The 12,394-nt window shown below is 38.2% G+C and carries 13 protein-coding genes; 7 read left to right on the top strand and 6 right to left on the bottom strand.

The window, feature by feature from the left end:
* Positions 1-148: 148 nt before the first annotated feature.
* Positions 149-679, bottom strand: coding sequence for a phenolic acid decarboxylase (locus HMPREF2731_RS07015; RefSeq protein WP_002314051.1), 531 nt, complete (start codon positions 677-679; stop codon positions 149-151).
* 104 nt (positions 680-783) lie between these two features.
* Here HMPREF2731_RS07015 and HMPREF2731_RS07010 point away from each other — a divergent pair, with 104 nt between their 5' ends.
* Positions 784-1,338: a PadR family transcriptional regulator gene (locus HMPREF2731_RS07010; protein ID WP_002293202.1), complete on the top strand. Its 555-nt coding sequence runs from the start codon at positions 784-786 to the stop codon at positions 1,336-1,338.
* A 156-nt stretch (positions 1,339-1,494) separates the two neighbouring features.
* On the opposite strand, the gene HMPREF2731_RS07005 is transcribed toward HMPREF2731_RS07010, so the two are convergent.
* Positions 1,495-1,968, bottom strand: coding sequence for a MerR family transcriptional regulator (locus HMPREF2731_RS07005; protein ID WP_002293203.1), 474 nt, complete (start codon positions 1,966-1,968; stop codon positions 1,495-1,497).
* A gap of 137 nt (positions 1,969-2,105) precedes the next feature.
* On the opposite strand from HMPREF2731_RS07005, the gene HMPREF2731_RS07000 reads away from it, so the two are divergent.
* The 3 genes from HMPREF2731_RS07000 (at position 2,106) to HMPREF2731_RS06990 (ending at position 4,795) form a co-directional block, all read left to right on the top strand.
* Complete coding sequence (locus tag HMPREF2731_RS07000) at positions 2,106-3,578, top strand: MDR family MFS transporter (protein WP_002293204.1); 1,473 nt, start codon at positions 2,106-2,108, stop codon at positions 3,576-3,578.
* Positions 3,575-4,285, top strand: a complete 711-nt coding sequence (locus tag HMPREF2731_RS06995) for a DUF4811 domain-containing protein (RefSeq protein ID WP_002310747.1) — start codon at positions 3,575-3,577, stop codon at positions 4,283-4,285. The genes HMPREF2731_RS07000 and HMPREF2731_RS06995 overlap by 4 nt, the downstream gene beginning before the upstream one ends.
* A gap of 225 nt (positions 4,286-4,510) precedes the next feature.
* Positions 4,511-4,795: a DUF1905 domain-containing protein gene (locus tag HMPREF2731_RS06990; RefSeq protein WP_002310749.1), complete on the top strand. Its 285-nt coding sequence runs from the start codon at positions 4,511-4,513 to the stop codon at positions 4,793-4,795.
* A gap of 42 nt (positions 4,796-4,837) precedes the next feature.
* Here the strand turns inward: HMPREF2731_RS06990 and HMPREF2731_RS06985 are convergent, their stop codons facing one another.
* From HMPREF2731_RS06985 to HMPREF2731_RS06975, 3 genes are all read right to left on the bottom strand, one after another.
* The gene (locus HMPREF2731_RS06985) at positions 4,838-5,257 is read right to left on the bottom strand and encodes a prenylated flavin chaperone LpdD (protein ID WP_002310750.1); all 420 of its coding nucleotides are present in this window, start codon (positions 5,255-5,257) and stop codon (positions 4,838-4,840) included.
* A gap of 1 nt (position 5,258) precedes the next feature.
* Entirely contained in the window at positions 5,259-5,843 is a 585-nt protein-coding gene (locus HMPREF2731_RS06980) for a UbiX family flavin prenyltransferase (RefSeq protein WP_002293209.1), read from the bottom strand.
* Positions 5,844-5,946: 103 nt separating this feature from the next.
* Positions 5,947-7,365, bottom strand: coding sequence for a UbiD family decarboxylase (locus HMPREF2731_RS06975; protein ID WP_070872632.1), 1,419 nt, complete (start codon positions 7,363-7,365; stop codon positions 5,947-5,949).
* Positions 7,366-7,544: 179 nt separating this feature from the next.
* Between HMPREF2731_RS06975 and HMPREF2731_RS06970 the strand changes: the two genes are divergently transcribed.
* Positions 7,545-7,856 (top strand): hypothetical protein, encoded by a 312-nt coding sequence (locus HMPREF2731_RS06970; protein ID WP_002320403.1) that lies wholly within the window; start codon positions 7,545-7,547, stop codon positions 7,854-7,856.
* 263 nt (positions 7,857-8,119) lie between these two features.
* On the opposite strand, the gene HMPREF2731_RS06965 is transcribed toward HMPREF2731_RS06970, so the two are convergent.
* Positions 8,120-10,456, bottom strand: coding sequence for an ABC transporter ATP-binding protein/permease (locus HMPREF2731_RS06965; RefSeq protein WP_002314054.1), 2,337 nt, complete (start codon positions 10,454-10,456; stop codon positions 8,120-8,122).
* 141 nt (positions 10,457-10,597) lie between these two features.
* Between HMPREF2731_RS06965 and HMPREF2731_RS06960 the strand changes: the two genes are divergently transcribed.
* Both HMPREF2731_RS06960 and HMPREF2731_RS06955 read left to right on the top strand, forming a co-directional pair.
* Positions 10,598-11,266: a response regulator transcription factor gene (locus HMPREF2731_RS06960; protein ID WP_002310759.1), complete on the top strand. Its 669-nt coding sequence runs from the start codon at positions 10,598-10,600 to the stop codon at positions 11,264-11,266.
* A 2-nt stretch (positions 11,267-11,268) separates the two neighbouring features.
* Complete coding sequence (locus tag HMPREF2731_RS06955; RefSeq protein ID WP_002316668.1) at positions 11,269-12,312, top strand: HAMP domain-containing sensor histidine kinase; 1,044 nt, start codon at positions 11,269-11,271, stop codon at positions 12,310-12,312.
* Positions 12,313-12,394 lie beyond the last annotated feature (82 nt).

Below are 12,394 nucleotides of genomic sequence, written 5' to 3'. Positions count from 1 at the left end.
TTTTCACAACCTCTCCACTAAACAGTGTTCAATCAGCTGCTTCTCGGTAATAAGCCCACTAGCCTAGAAAATATGAAAAGCTATTTTCTGACTAGCGTTCTTATTACTCAAAGCGTAACGCCGATTTCACAACCTCTCTTTCACAACCTTATTTTACTCGTTTATAATTTTCATCGAAATATTTTCCGCTACGGATATCATCAGGCATTCCATCATATGGTGCTTCACTAATAACATCTTCATTGTCTATACCTGCATCACCCATATAAGTGATCGTAGCAAATTCAGGAACAAGTAATTTTGGATAAGTTTCATATTTTTCACGAGCTGCTTCCATTTCTGCGATATGTTCATTTTGGAAAGTAACAGTGATTTCTGGATGTTCTTCAACCCATTTAGGGAAAAAGATCATTCCGTGAAGTTTCTTTTCATTTGGCATAAAGTCTAATGCAACGTCTGTCCCTGTTGGTTCTGTCCAAGTAATTTTGAATACGCCATCTGTCAATTTAACGATATCAGCTTCTTGGTCTTTTACCCAACGACCTTTGACCATTCCGCCGTGGATACGGTAATCGACAGTATGGTCATTTTTTGCATACCATTCATATTCCCAACCGTTGTCATACGTATAAATAAAGTGAGTTCCAATAAAATCTTCCAATTCTTTAAATTCTTTCATGTTTAAGCATCTCCCTCTAAATTAAAACATGTAATAAACTACATGTTTTTGATTACTTGTTTATGATAGAATGGATTTAAAGATTTGTCAAGGAGGAAAAACTGATGGCAAGAAAAAATACACTTCGCTATATTTTATTAGGATTATTAAGTAAGAAGCAGATGACAGGATATGAATTGAATCAATCATTCAAAAATGAAATAGGAGAATTTTGGCAAGCAAAACATAGTCAGATTTATCCTGAGCTGGCAAAAATGGAAGAGCAAGGAATCATTCAGCATCAAGTAGAGATCACAGGCGAAAAATTGGAAAAAAAAGTTTATGAATTAACAGAAGAAGGGAAGGAACAATTAGCAGAGTGGATTCATACACCGACCAATGAACTGCCGGTTAATCGAGACGAATTCGTTTTAAAATTGTATTTCGTCAAAGACGTAAATGATCCGGCATTAGTAGAAATTATCCAGCAGCAACGTGATCTTCATGAAGAAAAACGCCTTCATCTATTAGAGCGGAAAAAAACAATCTTTCCTACAGAAAAAGAAAAACATGAAAATTACGGACATTACTTGATTTTAGCGCATGCGATCAATCGGGAAACAGAATATGCAAGTTGGCTGACAGATGTATTGGAAGAAGAAAACAACCGAAAAAAATAAACTAAAAAATATCCGAACAGTGATGGATGCTTCCTTTCTATATGAAAGAAATGCAGATCACCGTTCGGATATTCTTATGTTCAAGCAGGCTTTTTCTAAGTGTTATATGTATCATCTACTTTTTAAAAAGTCTGATGTTTAGGAGATTAGCGGAGCTTAGAGTTCTTTTAACAGCTGCTCGTAGTCAGCTTTTTCATCGACAGGAAGGAGTTTGTAAGACAATTCGTCTGTCTCGTTGTCATGAATGATGTACATCTTCGCATTCTCTTCTTTGAAGTTACCGATTTGTAAAATCGTATAGCGTTCGTCGATCAATTCGATATCTTTGATTGCTTTTGAAAAAACTTTGCGGACATGATGCATTTTCTTTTGTCGGATTTCTGCCTTTTCTGCAGCTTTAGATAAGGTAAATCCGTCATCTAAGTATTTTTTGATCAGTTCTACTTTTATAACTGTAGGCAAACGATATTTTCTAGGACAATTCGCATCAGCTTCGATCGAACGAATGAATCCCTTTTGTTCCCAATACCGTAATTGACGTGGAGACACACCGACGATATCACTTAATTCACTGATGCCAACAACCAATTGATCGTTTTCCAACAAACGTTTAAGGGAAGCCCCAACCATTTTTGTCACTCCTTTTGTCCTCTTACTTTCTTTAATTATATCTGTATTAACTAATGTGTCAAGTAGATTGACAAATGGTGGATTTAGGACTAAAGTATTCTAGTAGTTTCAGAAAAAATTCAGAAAGAAGGAGAAATATGAGTAACAACCAACCCGTAGATATTTACGGAAAACCATATAATCGGACACTTTTAGTTGTTGTCTTATTAATTGGTACATTTTGTACCGTTTTGAATCAGACCTTATTGACGACAGCTTTTCCTACATTGATGAAAGCTTTCGATATTTCAGCGTCTGATGTGCAATGGTTAACGACTGGTTTCTTGCTAGTCAACGGGATCATGATCCCAATAACAGCATGGCTGATCAATAAATTCAGTTCAAGAAATTTATATCTTTCTGCCATGACGATCTTTTTGATCGGAACGATTACTTGTTTTACAGCACCTAATTTTAGTACATTACTAATCGGTCGCTTGATCCAAGCTTGCGGTGTGGGAGTATCGATGCCATTATTGCAAAATATCATGTTGTCTATTTTCCCACCAGAAAAAAGAGGATCAGCAATGGGGATGTCAGGAATCGTTATTGGGCTTGCTCCTGCTTTAGGCCCTACATTATCTGGTTACATCATTGATAACTACCATTGGCGTGACTTGTTTGGTATGGTACTGCCAATCGTTGTTCTTGTCTTGGTTTTAGCATTCTTCCTAATGAAAAGTGTTATTCCATTGTCAAATCCTAGCATTGATATTTTATCAGCTATTTTGTCAACGATTGGATTCGGTAGTTTGCTTTATGGATTTTCTAGTGTAGGTGATGATGGCTGGGGAAGCTTGAAAGTAATTGGTTTCTTAGTCGTTGGTGTGATTTTCATCGCCTTGTTCTCATGGCGTCAATTACATTTGGAACATCCATTCTTGGAGCTTCGTGTATTCAAATCATCTACATTTACGATTGCAGCTGTTTTAGCCGGTGTAACGAATATGGCGATGGTAGGGGCAGAAATGGTCGTGCCGTTGTATATCCAAAACATTCGCGGAGAATCAGCATTCCATTCTGGCTTGATGTTGTTGCCAGGTGCTTTGATCATGGGGGCTATGATGCCTGTTACAGGTGCGATTTTCGATAAATACGGCGCGAAACGTTTAGCCATTACAGGGATGTTCATTTTGACAGCCGCAACTGCACCATTTGCTTTCTTGACAAAAACGACTCCAGTTTTATATATCGTGATCCTTTATGCGATCCGTATGTTTGGGATCTCCATGGTCATGATGCCGGTAACGACTTCTGGTATGAATGCATTGCCAAATAACTTGATCAGTCACGGGACAGCGGTAAATAATACATTCCGTCAAATTGCAAGCTCGATCGGTACAGCTATTTTGATCAGTGTGTTGACGAATGTGACAAAAGCAAATATCCCAAGCAAATCTGTATTGGACAATACACCATTAGCTTATAAAGATCAGGCAATTAATGCCACACTGTCAGGTTACCATGCCGCGTTTATCGTAGCGATCATCTTTGGGATCCTTGGCTTTATTATTGCCTTTTTATTGAAGAAAAAAGAACCTGTTCTAACGAAAGCGGGGGATAATGCATGATTATTGGAGTTTTGATTGTCAGCTTGCTTGCTTTTGCTTTAACGAACGTGTTCGCTAAAAAAACATGGCAAACCTTTTTATCTTTGATTTTCGGACTACTCTTCGTCGCTTCACTAAGTTTGATCGTCGCTAATTTGTCCAATCACTTTGGAATGGAAAAAGTAACGGAAACGAAAACAGAAAAAATTGTTTCCAGTGCTGATTCCCAAGGAGCAGATATGCTTTTGTATAAAGCTTTAGGGAATGGAAAAGAAAAAGTGTATCTTTACCGAACGAATGAAAAACAAGAGAAACCAAAAGCAACTGGTACGGATAACGAAACAAATAAAGTAGAAAAGACAGACGGCGATGCTGAAAAAGTGACGAAAACTACTTATTGGGAATACAAAAACGATATGTATAAATTCTGGTTCAATATTGCTGATAACAATCACGAATATGACAGCCGAGTGAATACATTCAAAATCCCAGAGACATGGGTAGAATTAAGTACGGACCAAGCAGCCAAGTTAGCTGAATTAGTGAAGAAACAGCAAAGTACGATGGAAAGTGAAGCAAAAGCTTATGTGCAAGACGGTATGGTAAAAGCAATGACTGAAAATCCGCAAATGAGCAAAGCAGAACAAGAACAACGTACGAAAGCCTTAACTGCTGAATTCCAACAACAAGCATTCGCGAAATTAGTGAAAGAAGCAAAAGGCGAATAATATTTTGAACACCGTTTAAGGAAGAGGTCGTGAGCCTGCCGTTTCACTCTGAGTCACAAGGAGCAATTTCAAAAAACAGCTTCTCATGTTTATTGAATATTGTGACTTGTGACCGAGGAGTTGGTAGGAGAACACCGTTTATTCGAAAAAAGGAACTGCGACAAGACTTTTGTCACAGTTCCTTCTTTTTTTGCTATACTAGATATAAAAAATAGGAGAAATAAAATGAGGAAAACTTATTCTTTTGAATCAAAAATCTATGCTTCCGAAGTCGGCAAGGGTGGCGCATATATTGTTTTTCCATATGATATAAGAGAAGAATTCGGTGCTGGAAGAGTGAAAGTCCAAGCAACTTTTGACAATGTGCCGTACGAAGGCAGTATCGTGAATATGGGCGTGAAAAATTTAGATGGTTCGGTCTGCTATATCCTTGGACTACGAAAAGATATTCGTAAAAACATCGGAAAAGATATTGGTGATATCGTAGTAGTTACAGTGAAGCAAAAATAAAAACAAGAGGTTATGACAAAAGATGTGTCACAACCTCTTCTTTCATAATGGTTTTTCACCATCTGTATAATAAACTGGTTCTTTGATATGGAAATCTGTTTTTTCCAACCAATCTAAAATCTTGTAACCTAACTCTTCTGACATCGGAAAAGAAGCGTTGATTTGTGCATTGGAGATATGGTCAACATGGATACCGGAAGTGATTGTACAGCTTCCTGGAACGGCATTTTTGATGATCACAGCTATTTTTTCGGCTAAGACATCGTCTTTGTGGAAACGACCATCGTGGCTAGGGAAACGTACAGTTTGGATCTCTGTATCACGAGAAAATGTAGTGACTGTTCCGATATGTGGTGTATCTCCGCCTGTTAAAGTAATCAATAAGTCTTTACCGATTACTTTAACAGCAGCTTGGATCGTGAAACCTAGTTTTGTTACTTCAACTATCGTTTCTTTTTCCATATTAATCACCTTGCCAACGTTTTGAATGTTCATTTACAATCCCAAATTGATCCAAAAGTTTCATTGTATGGTGATCAACAAGATCTTGGATCGTTTGAGGCTGATTATAAAAAGCAGGGATCGGTGGTATGATTTGCACACCTAGTCGTGCTAATTTAGTCAAGTTTTCCAAGTGAATGGCATTTAATGGCGTTTCACGAGGGACAATGACTAACTTTCGTTGCTCCTTCATTGTTACATCAGCAGCACGTGCAATCAGGTTGTCGCCTAAACCAACAGAGATACCTGCGACTGTTTTCATACTTGCCGGTACGATGATCATTCCATCGGTCAAAAATGATCCGCTGGCGACAGCAGCCCCTAGATCTTTGTTTGAATAATGGTAATCAAACAGGCTTTCGAATTCATTTAGGGATAAATCGGATTCCAGCTTTAAGTTCTGTTTTGCCCATGGACTGATGATTCCGTGTGTTTCTACCATCGGATATTCTTTTAGTTTCTTCACTAGGTTGATGGCATAAATGGTGCCCGAAGCGCCACTTACACCAATCACGATTTTTTTCTTCCGTTGTGCCAATTGTTCCATTTTCCGCACTCCTTTTTATGATGTCAAAACAGTTGCAGATCATTCATTATTTCAAATATTTTTCCCAATCTTCTACTTCTTGGAATTTTGCACGTACAAAATGTTATTTCATATCGAAAGGAACTGTACCGTCAAAGATAGTTTTTGCACTCATCCCACGGAAACGAATAGAGCCAGGATTATATTCTGGTAATTCTGATGGGTCCAATGGATGGTTTCTCATTCCTGGGATCACAATGACGTCTTTATCTCCTTGGAACCGAGTGTTGAAAGTCCAAACTACATCGTTCATGTCGAAAATATCAACATCTTCATCGACTAAAATGACTGTCTTCAATTCTTTGAAGGCTGATAAAGCAAGAATAGCTGCTTGGCGTTGGATACCTTCATCCGCTTCGTTTTCTTTACGGATCTGCATGATGGTCATCAATTTACCGCCACCTGCAGGAGGATTGTAGACATTTACTACTTTTCCTGGAATAGCTTTATCAACCAAGGCAAGAATACTTGCTTCTGTAGGAATACCGGCCATAGATACGTGTTCTTCACTTGGACCAATCGTTGTTTGCATGATTGGATTGTCTTTTCGATGAGTAACTGCTTTGACTTTCACTACTTGTACAGCTGGATTAGCATCCCCAGTATAGCCAGGAAATTCTGGCATTGCTTTTCCTGAGTTCGTGTTGATATCTTCTTGCATTGTTTCATTTGGCATGATTTCTGCTTCAATGATAAATTCAGCACGAGCAATACCCACTTCATCGACTGCTACACCATCAACGATTTGAATAGGTTCGTTACGCAAAGCTCCTGCACACCATAGTTCGTTGTAGCCAAGTGGAGTGGTAGGTGGTTCGAAAGTCGTACCAATGGCAATTGCTGGATCTAAACCAATATTGATAGTGATAGGCATTGGTTTATTCAATGCTTCAAATTGTTTTTGGAAGTGACCAATGTGGCGTCCACCAGGCATGATGTACATACCGATCGTATCTTTGTCTTCTAGGACCATACGATGGATCGTTACATCGCTCATTGTTTTTTCTGGATCTGATCCTAAGACTACACCCATCGTGATGTATGGACCTGCATCTTCAGGAGTATTTGTAGGTGCAGGCAAAATGTTGCGAATATCGAAGTCTGCATCGGTAGCTAGATGAACGACTTCTTGTGCTGGAGCGTCTGCTTTGTCTACTTTCACAGGTTTGATTGGATTTTCTACAGCGTCTTTCAAGAAACGACCAAGTGTTCGATAATCATGGTGCAAAATTTCACCTACACGTTTACGACTAGCCATTGTCCCGATGTTCACACGTGTGCCGGGGAAACCTTTGATATTATTGAAAGTCATAGCTGGTCCTTCTTGAGTTGGACGTTTTACTGTACCGCCAGCACCGATATAACGGTAAACACCAGATAATTCTGCTTCAGGATCGATTTCAATATCTGTTTCGTGATATTGACCTGGAAGTGTTTTTAGTTCTTCGATGACTTTTCTTAAATCATACGGTTGATCTGTCATGAAAAATTCCTCCTTAGTTGTCTTTACCTATCTATAGTAAAAGGTGCAAAGGAGGAAAACAATTCAACTTGATTGATAAAATATTCCTTAATGGAATGAATACGTTTTTTGCTAATAGAATAAACTATGATATACTTACAGCGATAAGAAAGCGCATACTAAATGCTGATGGAAGGAAAGTGAAAAAAATGGAGGAGTCGTTTCCTAAAGCAGTAAAAGTAGAAAATATAGCGAATATTTTGAAAGTTACATTTGAAAACGGGGAAGTAAAATACGTGAAATCTCATTGGACAGAAGAGATAACCGATGCCTTGCAATTTGGAAAAAAAGGAAGAGGAAAAAGAAAAAATCTTCTCGCTTTGTCTACTAATATGTGGATTGGGACTGAAGTAACGATTGAAGCAGATGGAACAGTATTCATAAATGGAAAAGACAAATATACACCGCAAGAACTGTGGCTCAAAGGGGAAAACCATATTCCAGAATTATAAATAGGCAAGAGGTTGTGACAGAAGTGGTCAGCTTCAAGAAATAAGAAGGAATATACGAAAATTGCTTCTCAAATTTTTGTGACATTTCGGCTTATTTCCGAAGAAGTTACTTCAAGAACACCGTGAATCAGAGGTTGTGACCGAGGAGTTGGCAAGAGAACGCCGTTTATCGAGAGGTTATGAAAAGCTGTTTATTCGCAAAAAAGAGTGGTGACAAAATTGTTGTCACCACCCTTTGTAGTAATCGGAAAAAACGAATAGCTTTATTCTGCACGCAAAGCGATAGCAGCGTCTTTTTTCGCTGCCATTCGTGCAGGAAGATGACCGCCAAGCATCGTCAATACAGTAGAGACAATCACTAGAATGATCGCATGGACAGGATTTAGTTGCGCAACATTTTTTAGATCCGTCATGCTGTACAAGATGCTATTGATAGGGAATGTAGCTAGCCAGGCAATAAACACACCTAGTATCCCAGAAGAAATACCTAAAATACACGTTTCTGCGTCAAATACGCGAGTGATATCTTTTTTCCGTGCACCTAAAGCTTTTAGTACACCGATTTCTTTTGTCCGTTCAATCACAGATGTATAAGTAATGATACTGATCATGATCATACTTGTTACTAAAGAGATCCCTGCAAAAGCAATGAGGACATAAGTGATAGCATCCATCAATCCGCCAGTCAGTTCAGTCATCGTTCCAGCTAAATCAGTATAAATGATTTTATCTTCATCTGATTTGCCTTTATTGTAATCATCTAAATAATCCAAGATTTTTTCTTTGTCTTCAAAATTGTTCGGATAAATCATGATACTTGAAGGCAAGCTGTCTCCACCTAAATAACTAAGCAATGTTTGTTTGGTACTTTCGTCAACTTTTTCAGTAGTTAAGACATTTACATCACTGTCTTTTTGGGCTTTGACGATTTCTGATTCTTTGTTTTCATTGACGATTTGAGTCGTTAATTGATCACTATAAGCGATTCCTGGTGATAAGAGATTCATTGTAGAAGAAGACTTCACCCGTAGGATTCCTGAAATCTTTAATTCATCTGAAGCATTCTGATACATCGCATCATAATCTGTATTAGGGATAAAATTCCCAGTTGGAAGTTTTGTATAGTAAGTATTGTTGTTTACTAATTTGAATGTTGTACCGACGATCTCATCGAAATAAAGTTTTTCGTCTTCCTTCACATCAAATCCAAGATTTTTCAATGCATTGATATTAGTATTATTGTTGCCGTCTACGATCAGCACGACATCTGTTGCTGAGGCTGGATAACTTCCGGCAAGTAAAGAATAATTATCTTTTAAAAAGTTTTCTTTACTAGTGTCAAGCTGTGTAGGGAAACTTGACACTCCCACCCCTGTCATTGCTGACATCGTGCTAGACAAGGAAAGAGATTCCGCATCAGGGTTTTGATTCGAGAAGCTGACAGGCTGTACTTTGCCATTTACATCACGTAAAAGATTGATTCCTGTTGTACGAGTAAACCCAATATTATTACTTAAATTAGGATCGATGTCTGTTACATAATCGACGTATGTTTGATCGATTTTATTCGTATGCTGTGCCTTGTCTTCTTCGCTGACTTTTGCTGTGATCGTTTTGCTGTCTGGATAATCTGCTTTGCTTGCACCCAATCCAGCATCGTCACGGGTCTGATTAGTCGTTACCTTAGAAATAGTGATCGGAAATTTCGCCATTGTTTCAGCTTGTGTGTTATCGATTTGCTTTTGGAAACCAGAAGAAAGGGAAAGGACGATCGCGATTCCGATGATCCCGATACTGGAAGCAAAGGAAGTCAAGAAAGTACGTCCTTTTTTTGTTCGGATATTGTTGAAAGAAAGCTTCAACGCTGTCCAAAAACTCATCTTCGTTCTGCGCAGGTTAAATTGATCATCTTTTGGTCGTTCGATGTGAGGATGGGAATCTGTTAAGATTTTACCATCAGAAAATTCAATGATTCGGTCTGCATATTGATTGGCCAGCTCAGGATTATGTGTGACCATGATCACTAATTTTTCTTTCGATAACTCTTGGATCAGTTCCATGATCTGAATACTTGTTTCTGTATCTAAAGCTCCAGTTGGCTCATCACACAAAAGGATATCTGGATCATTGGCTAGCGCTCGAGCGATTGCTACCCGCTGCATTTGTCCACCAGATAGCTGATTTGGCTTTTTGTGCATATGATCTGTCAAGCCGACTCGATGCAAAGCATCTTCTGCCCGTTTTCGTTTTTCGTCTTTAGAAACACCACTTAATGTCATCCCAAGTTCAACATTTTCAATAATGCCTAAATGACCAATCAAGTTGTAACTTTGAAAAATGAACCCGATAGAGTTGTTTCGGTAGGCATCCCAGTCGTTGTCCTTGAAGTCTTTAGTAGACTTTCCGTTAATCACCATATCACCGGAATCATAATTATCTAGTCCACCAATCACATTCAGCATAGTCGTTTTACCAGAACCACTAGGACCTAAAATCGCTACGAATTCTTTTTGTCTGAAAGCAACAGACACACCATCCAATGCTTTAGTGGTGGTTTCGCCGACTTTATAATATTTTTTTATATCTTTTAATTGAAGCATAATCACCCTTCTCCCGTATTGAAATATTCGGTATACTAATAAGTATACCAGAACAATAAACGTAGTATACGAAATAAATGTTAACTGAAGATGAACTGCAAGAAAAAATCTAGAAATTTTTCAAAAAACAGAGGGAGAACAATGAATCGTATTTTAATAGTAGAAGATGATCCGCAATTACAGTTGCTTTACCGTTCTGTGTTGGAACGAGCGGGCTTTTCAGTTATCACTGCACTGAATGGAGAGGATGCGCTGAAAAAACTAGAAGCGACACGTATAGAATTGATCATTACAGATATCATGATGCCGAAAATGGATGGCTATGACTTGCTAGACTCATTACGTAGCACCAGATTTGACACACCTGTTCTAATGATTACGGCAAAGGCCGATTTTGAGGATAAGAAACGTGGGTTCAAATTAGGAGCAGATGATTATATGACAAAACCCATCGATGTCAATGAGATGATCCTACGTGTGGAAGCATTGCTTCGACGTTCAAAAATCAATTACAGCAGTAGCTTGATGATTGGACAAACAAAATTAGAGCTGGATACTTATACAGTGTTACAAGATCAGCATTCGTTGATTCTGCCTCAAAAAGAATTTCTGCTTCTGTATAAATTACTGTCTTATCCCAATAAGATCTTCACTCGCCAACAGTTGATGGATGACATTTGGGGATTAGATACGAATACAGAAGAACGAACGATCGATGTACATATCAAACGTTTAAGGACCCGTTTTGAACAGACGGAAGACTTTCAAATCATGACAGTACGGGGATTAGGCTATAAGGCGGTTATTTAAAGATGAAAAAAAAGCTATTTTCACAATTATGGATCTATTTTGCTAGTATCGTCTTCATTTCGATCTTAGTGACACTGCTGTGTTTTCTCGGTTTTATTTTCTTATTGTCTCGGCATTCTATCTCACCTGCTGAATCGGCTGGAAAACCAACGCTATACCCGTTATTCGTCTTTGCAGGGTTCAGTATGATCGTGGGTACAGGAATATCGATTTTTGTTGGGCGGCGTATTCTGCATCCAATCAGTGCACTAGGGACAAATATGAGTCTGGTAGCAACGGGAGATTTTTCGATTCGAATGGATGAGCATCAGAAAGTAGCAGAAGTACAGCAACTGTATAAAGATTTCAATGTTATGGTCCAAGAACTCAATAGTATCGAAACATTGAGGAATGATTTTGTGTCCAGTGTATCCCATGAATTCAAAACACCATTAGCAACGATCCAAGGATATGTACAATTGTTACAATCCCCAAATCTCTCTGACGAAGAACGCCAAATATTTTTATATCGGATTATCGAAAGTATCACGCAGCTTTCACAATTAACAGAGAACATCTTAAAATTGAACAAACTGGAAAACCAGCGTATCCAACTGGAAAAGAAAGAGTACCGATTAGATGAACAAATCCGAGAAGTAATCGTTTTTTTGCAGCCTAAATGGGAGAAAGAACAGCTAGAATTGGATATCGAACTTGCTGCAGTAAATTACACAGGCAATGAAGAGTTTTTGTACCAAGTGTGGTTGAATATCATGGATAACGCCATAAAGTACAATCAAGTCAATGGACAGATTCATATCAAACTATTTGAGACAGCCACAGAGATTGTACTGGAAGTGACCGATTCAGGTGTAGGAATGAATGAAGAGACCAGAGATCGAATGTTTGAAAAATTTTATCAAGGAGATACAAGCCGTCAAATTTCTGGGAATGGGCTAGGACTTTCACTGGTCAAAAAAATTCTAGAACTGCATGATGGACGTATTGATTATAGCAGTATCGAAGGAGTAGGAACGACAGCAATGATACGGTTAAGTAAACAATAGGAAAAAGAATAAAACCCCCTAAAATTCTATTGAAAGTTTTTAGGGGGGTGTTTTTTAAAAAAAGTTATTTTATTTGTGTTTA

Origin of the sequence: Enterococcus sp. HMSC072F02 (assembly GCF_001837725.1) — a bacterium.
Lineage (GTDB): Bacteria > Bacillota > Bacilli > Lactobacillales > Enterococcaceae > Enterococcus_B > Enterococcus_B lactis.
The sequence above is the reverse complement of the archived record's forward strand: the minus strand, read 5'-3'. Positions and strand labels throughout refer to the sequence as shown.

Bases quoted from the DNA above. Each gene is read 5' to 3' on its own strand.
- HMPREF2731_RS06975 (WP_070872632.1), bottom strand. From the start codon at position 7,365: ATGACAGATCAACCGTATGATTTAAGAAAAGTCATCGAAGAACTAAAA.
- HMPREF2731_RS07010 (WP_002293202.1), top strand. From the start codon at position 784: ATGGCAAGAAAAAATACACTTCGCTATATTTTATTAGGATTATTAAGT.
- HMPREF2731_RS06980 (WP_002293209.1), bottom strand. From the start codon at position 5,843: ATGGAACAATTGGCACAACGGAAGAAAAAAATCGTGATTGGTGTAAGT.
- HMPREF2731_RS06955 (WP_002316668.1), top strand. From the start codon at position 11,269: ATGAAAAAAAAGCTATTTTCACAATTATGGATCTATTTTGCTAGTATC.
- HMPREF2731_RS07000 (WP_002293204.1), top strand. From the start codon at position 2,106: ATGAGTAACAACCAACCCGTAGATATTTACGGAAAACCATATAATCGG.
- HMPREF2731_RS07015 (WP_002314051.1), bottom strand. From the start codon at position 679: ATGAAAGAATTTAAAGAATTGGAAGATTTTATTGGAACTCACTTTATT.
- HMPREF2731_RS07005 (WP_002293203.1), bottom strand. From the start codon at position 1,968: ATGGTTGGGGCTTCCCTTAAACGTTTGTTGGAAAACGATCAATTGGTT.
- HMPREF2731_RS06985 (WP_002310750.1), bottom strand. From the start codon at position 5,257: ATGGAAAAAGAAACGATAGTTGAAGTAACAAAACTAGGTTTCACGATC.
- HMPREF2731_RS06990 (WP_002310749.1), top strand. From the start codon at position 4,511: ATGAGGAAAACTTATTCTTTTGAATCAAAAATCTATGCTTCCGAAGTC.
- HMPREF2731_RS06960 (WP_002310759.1), top strand. From the start codon at position 10,598: ATGAATCGTATTTTAATAGTAGAAGATGATCCGCAATTACAGTTGCTT.
- HMPREF2731_RS06995 (WP_002310747.1), top strand. From the start codon at position 3,575: ATGATTATTGGAGTTTTGATTGTCAGCTTGCTTGCTTTTGCTTTAACG.
- HMPREF2731_RS06965 (WP_002314054.1), bottom strand. From the start codon at position 10,456: ATGCTTCAATTAAAAGATATAAAAAAATATTATAAAGTCGGCGAAACC.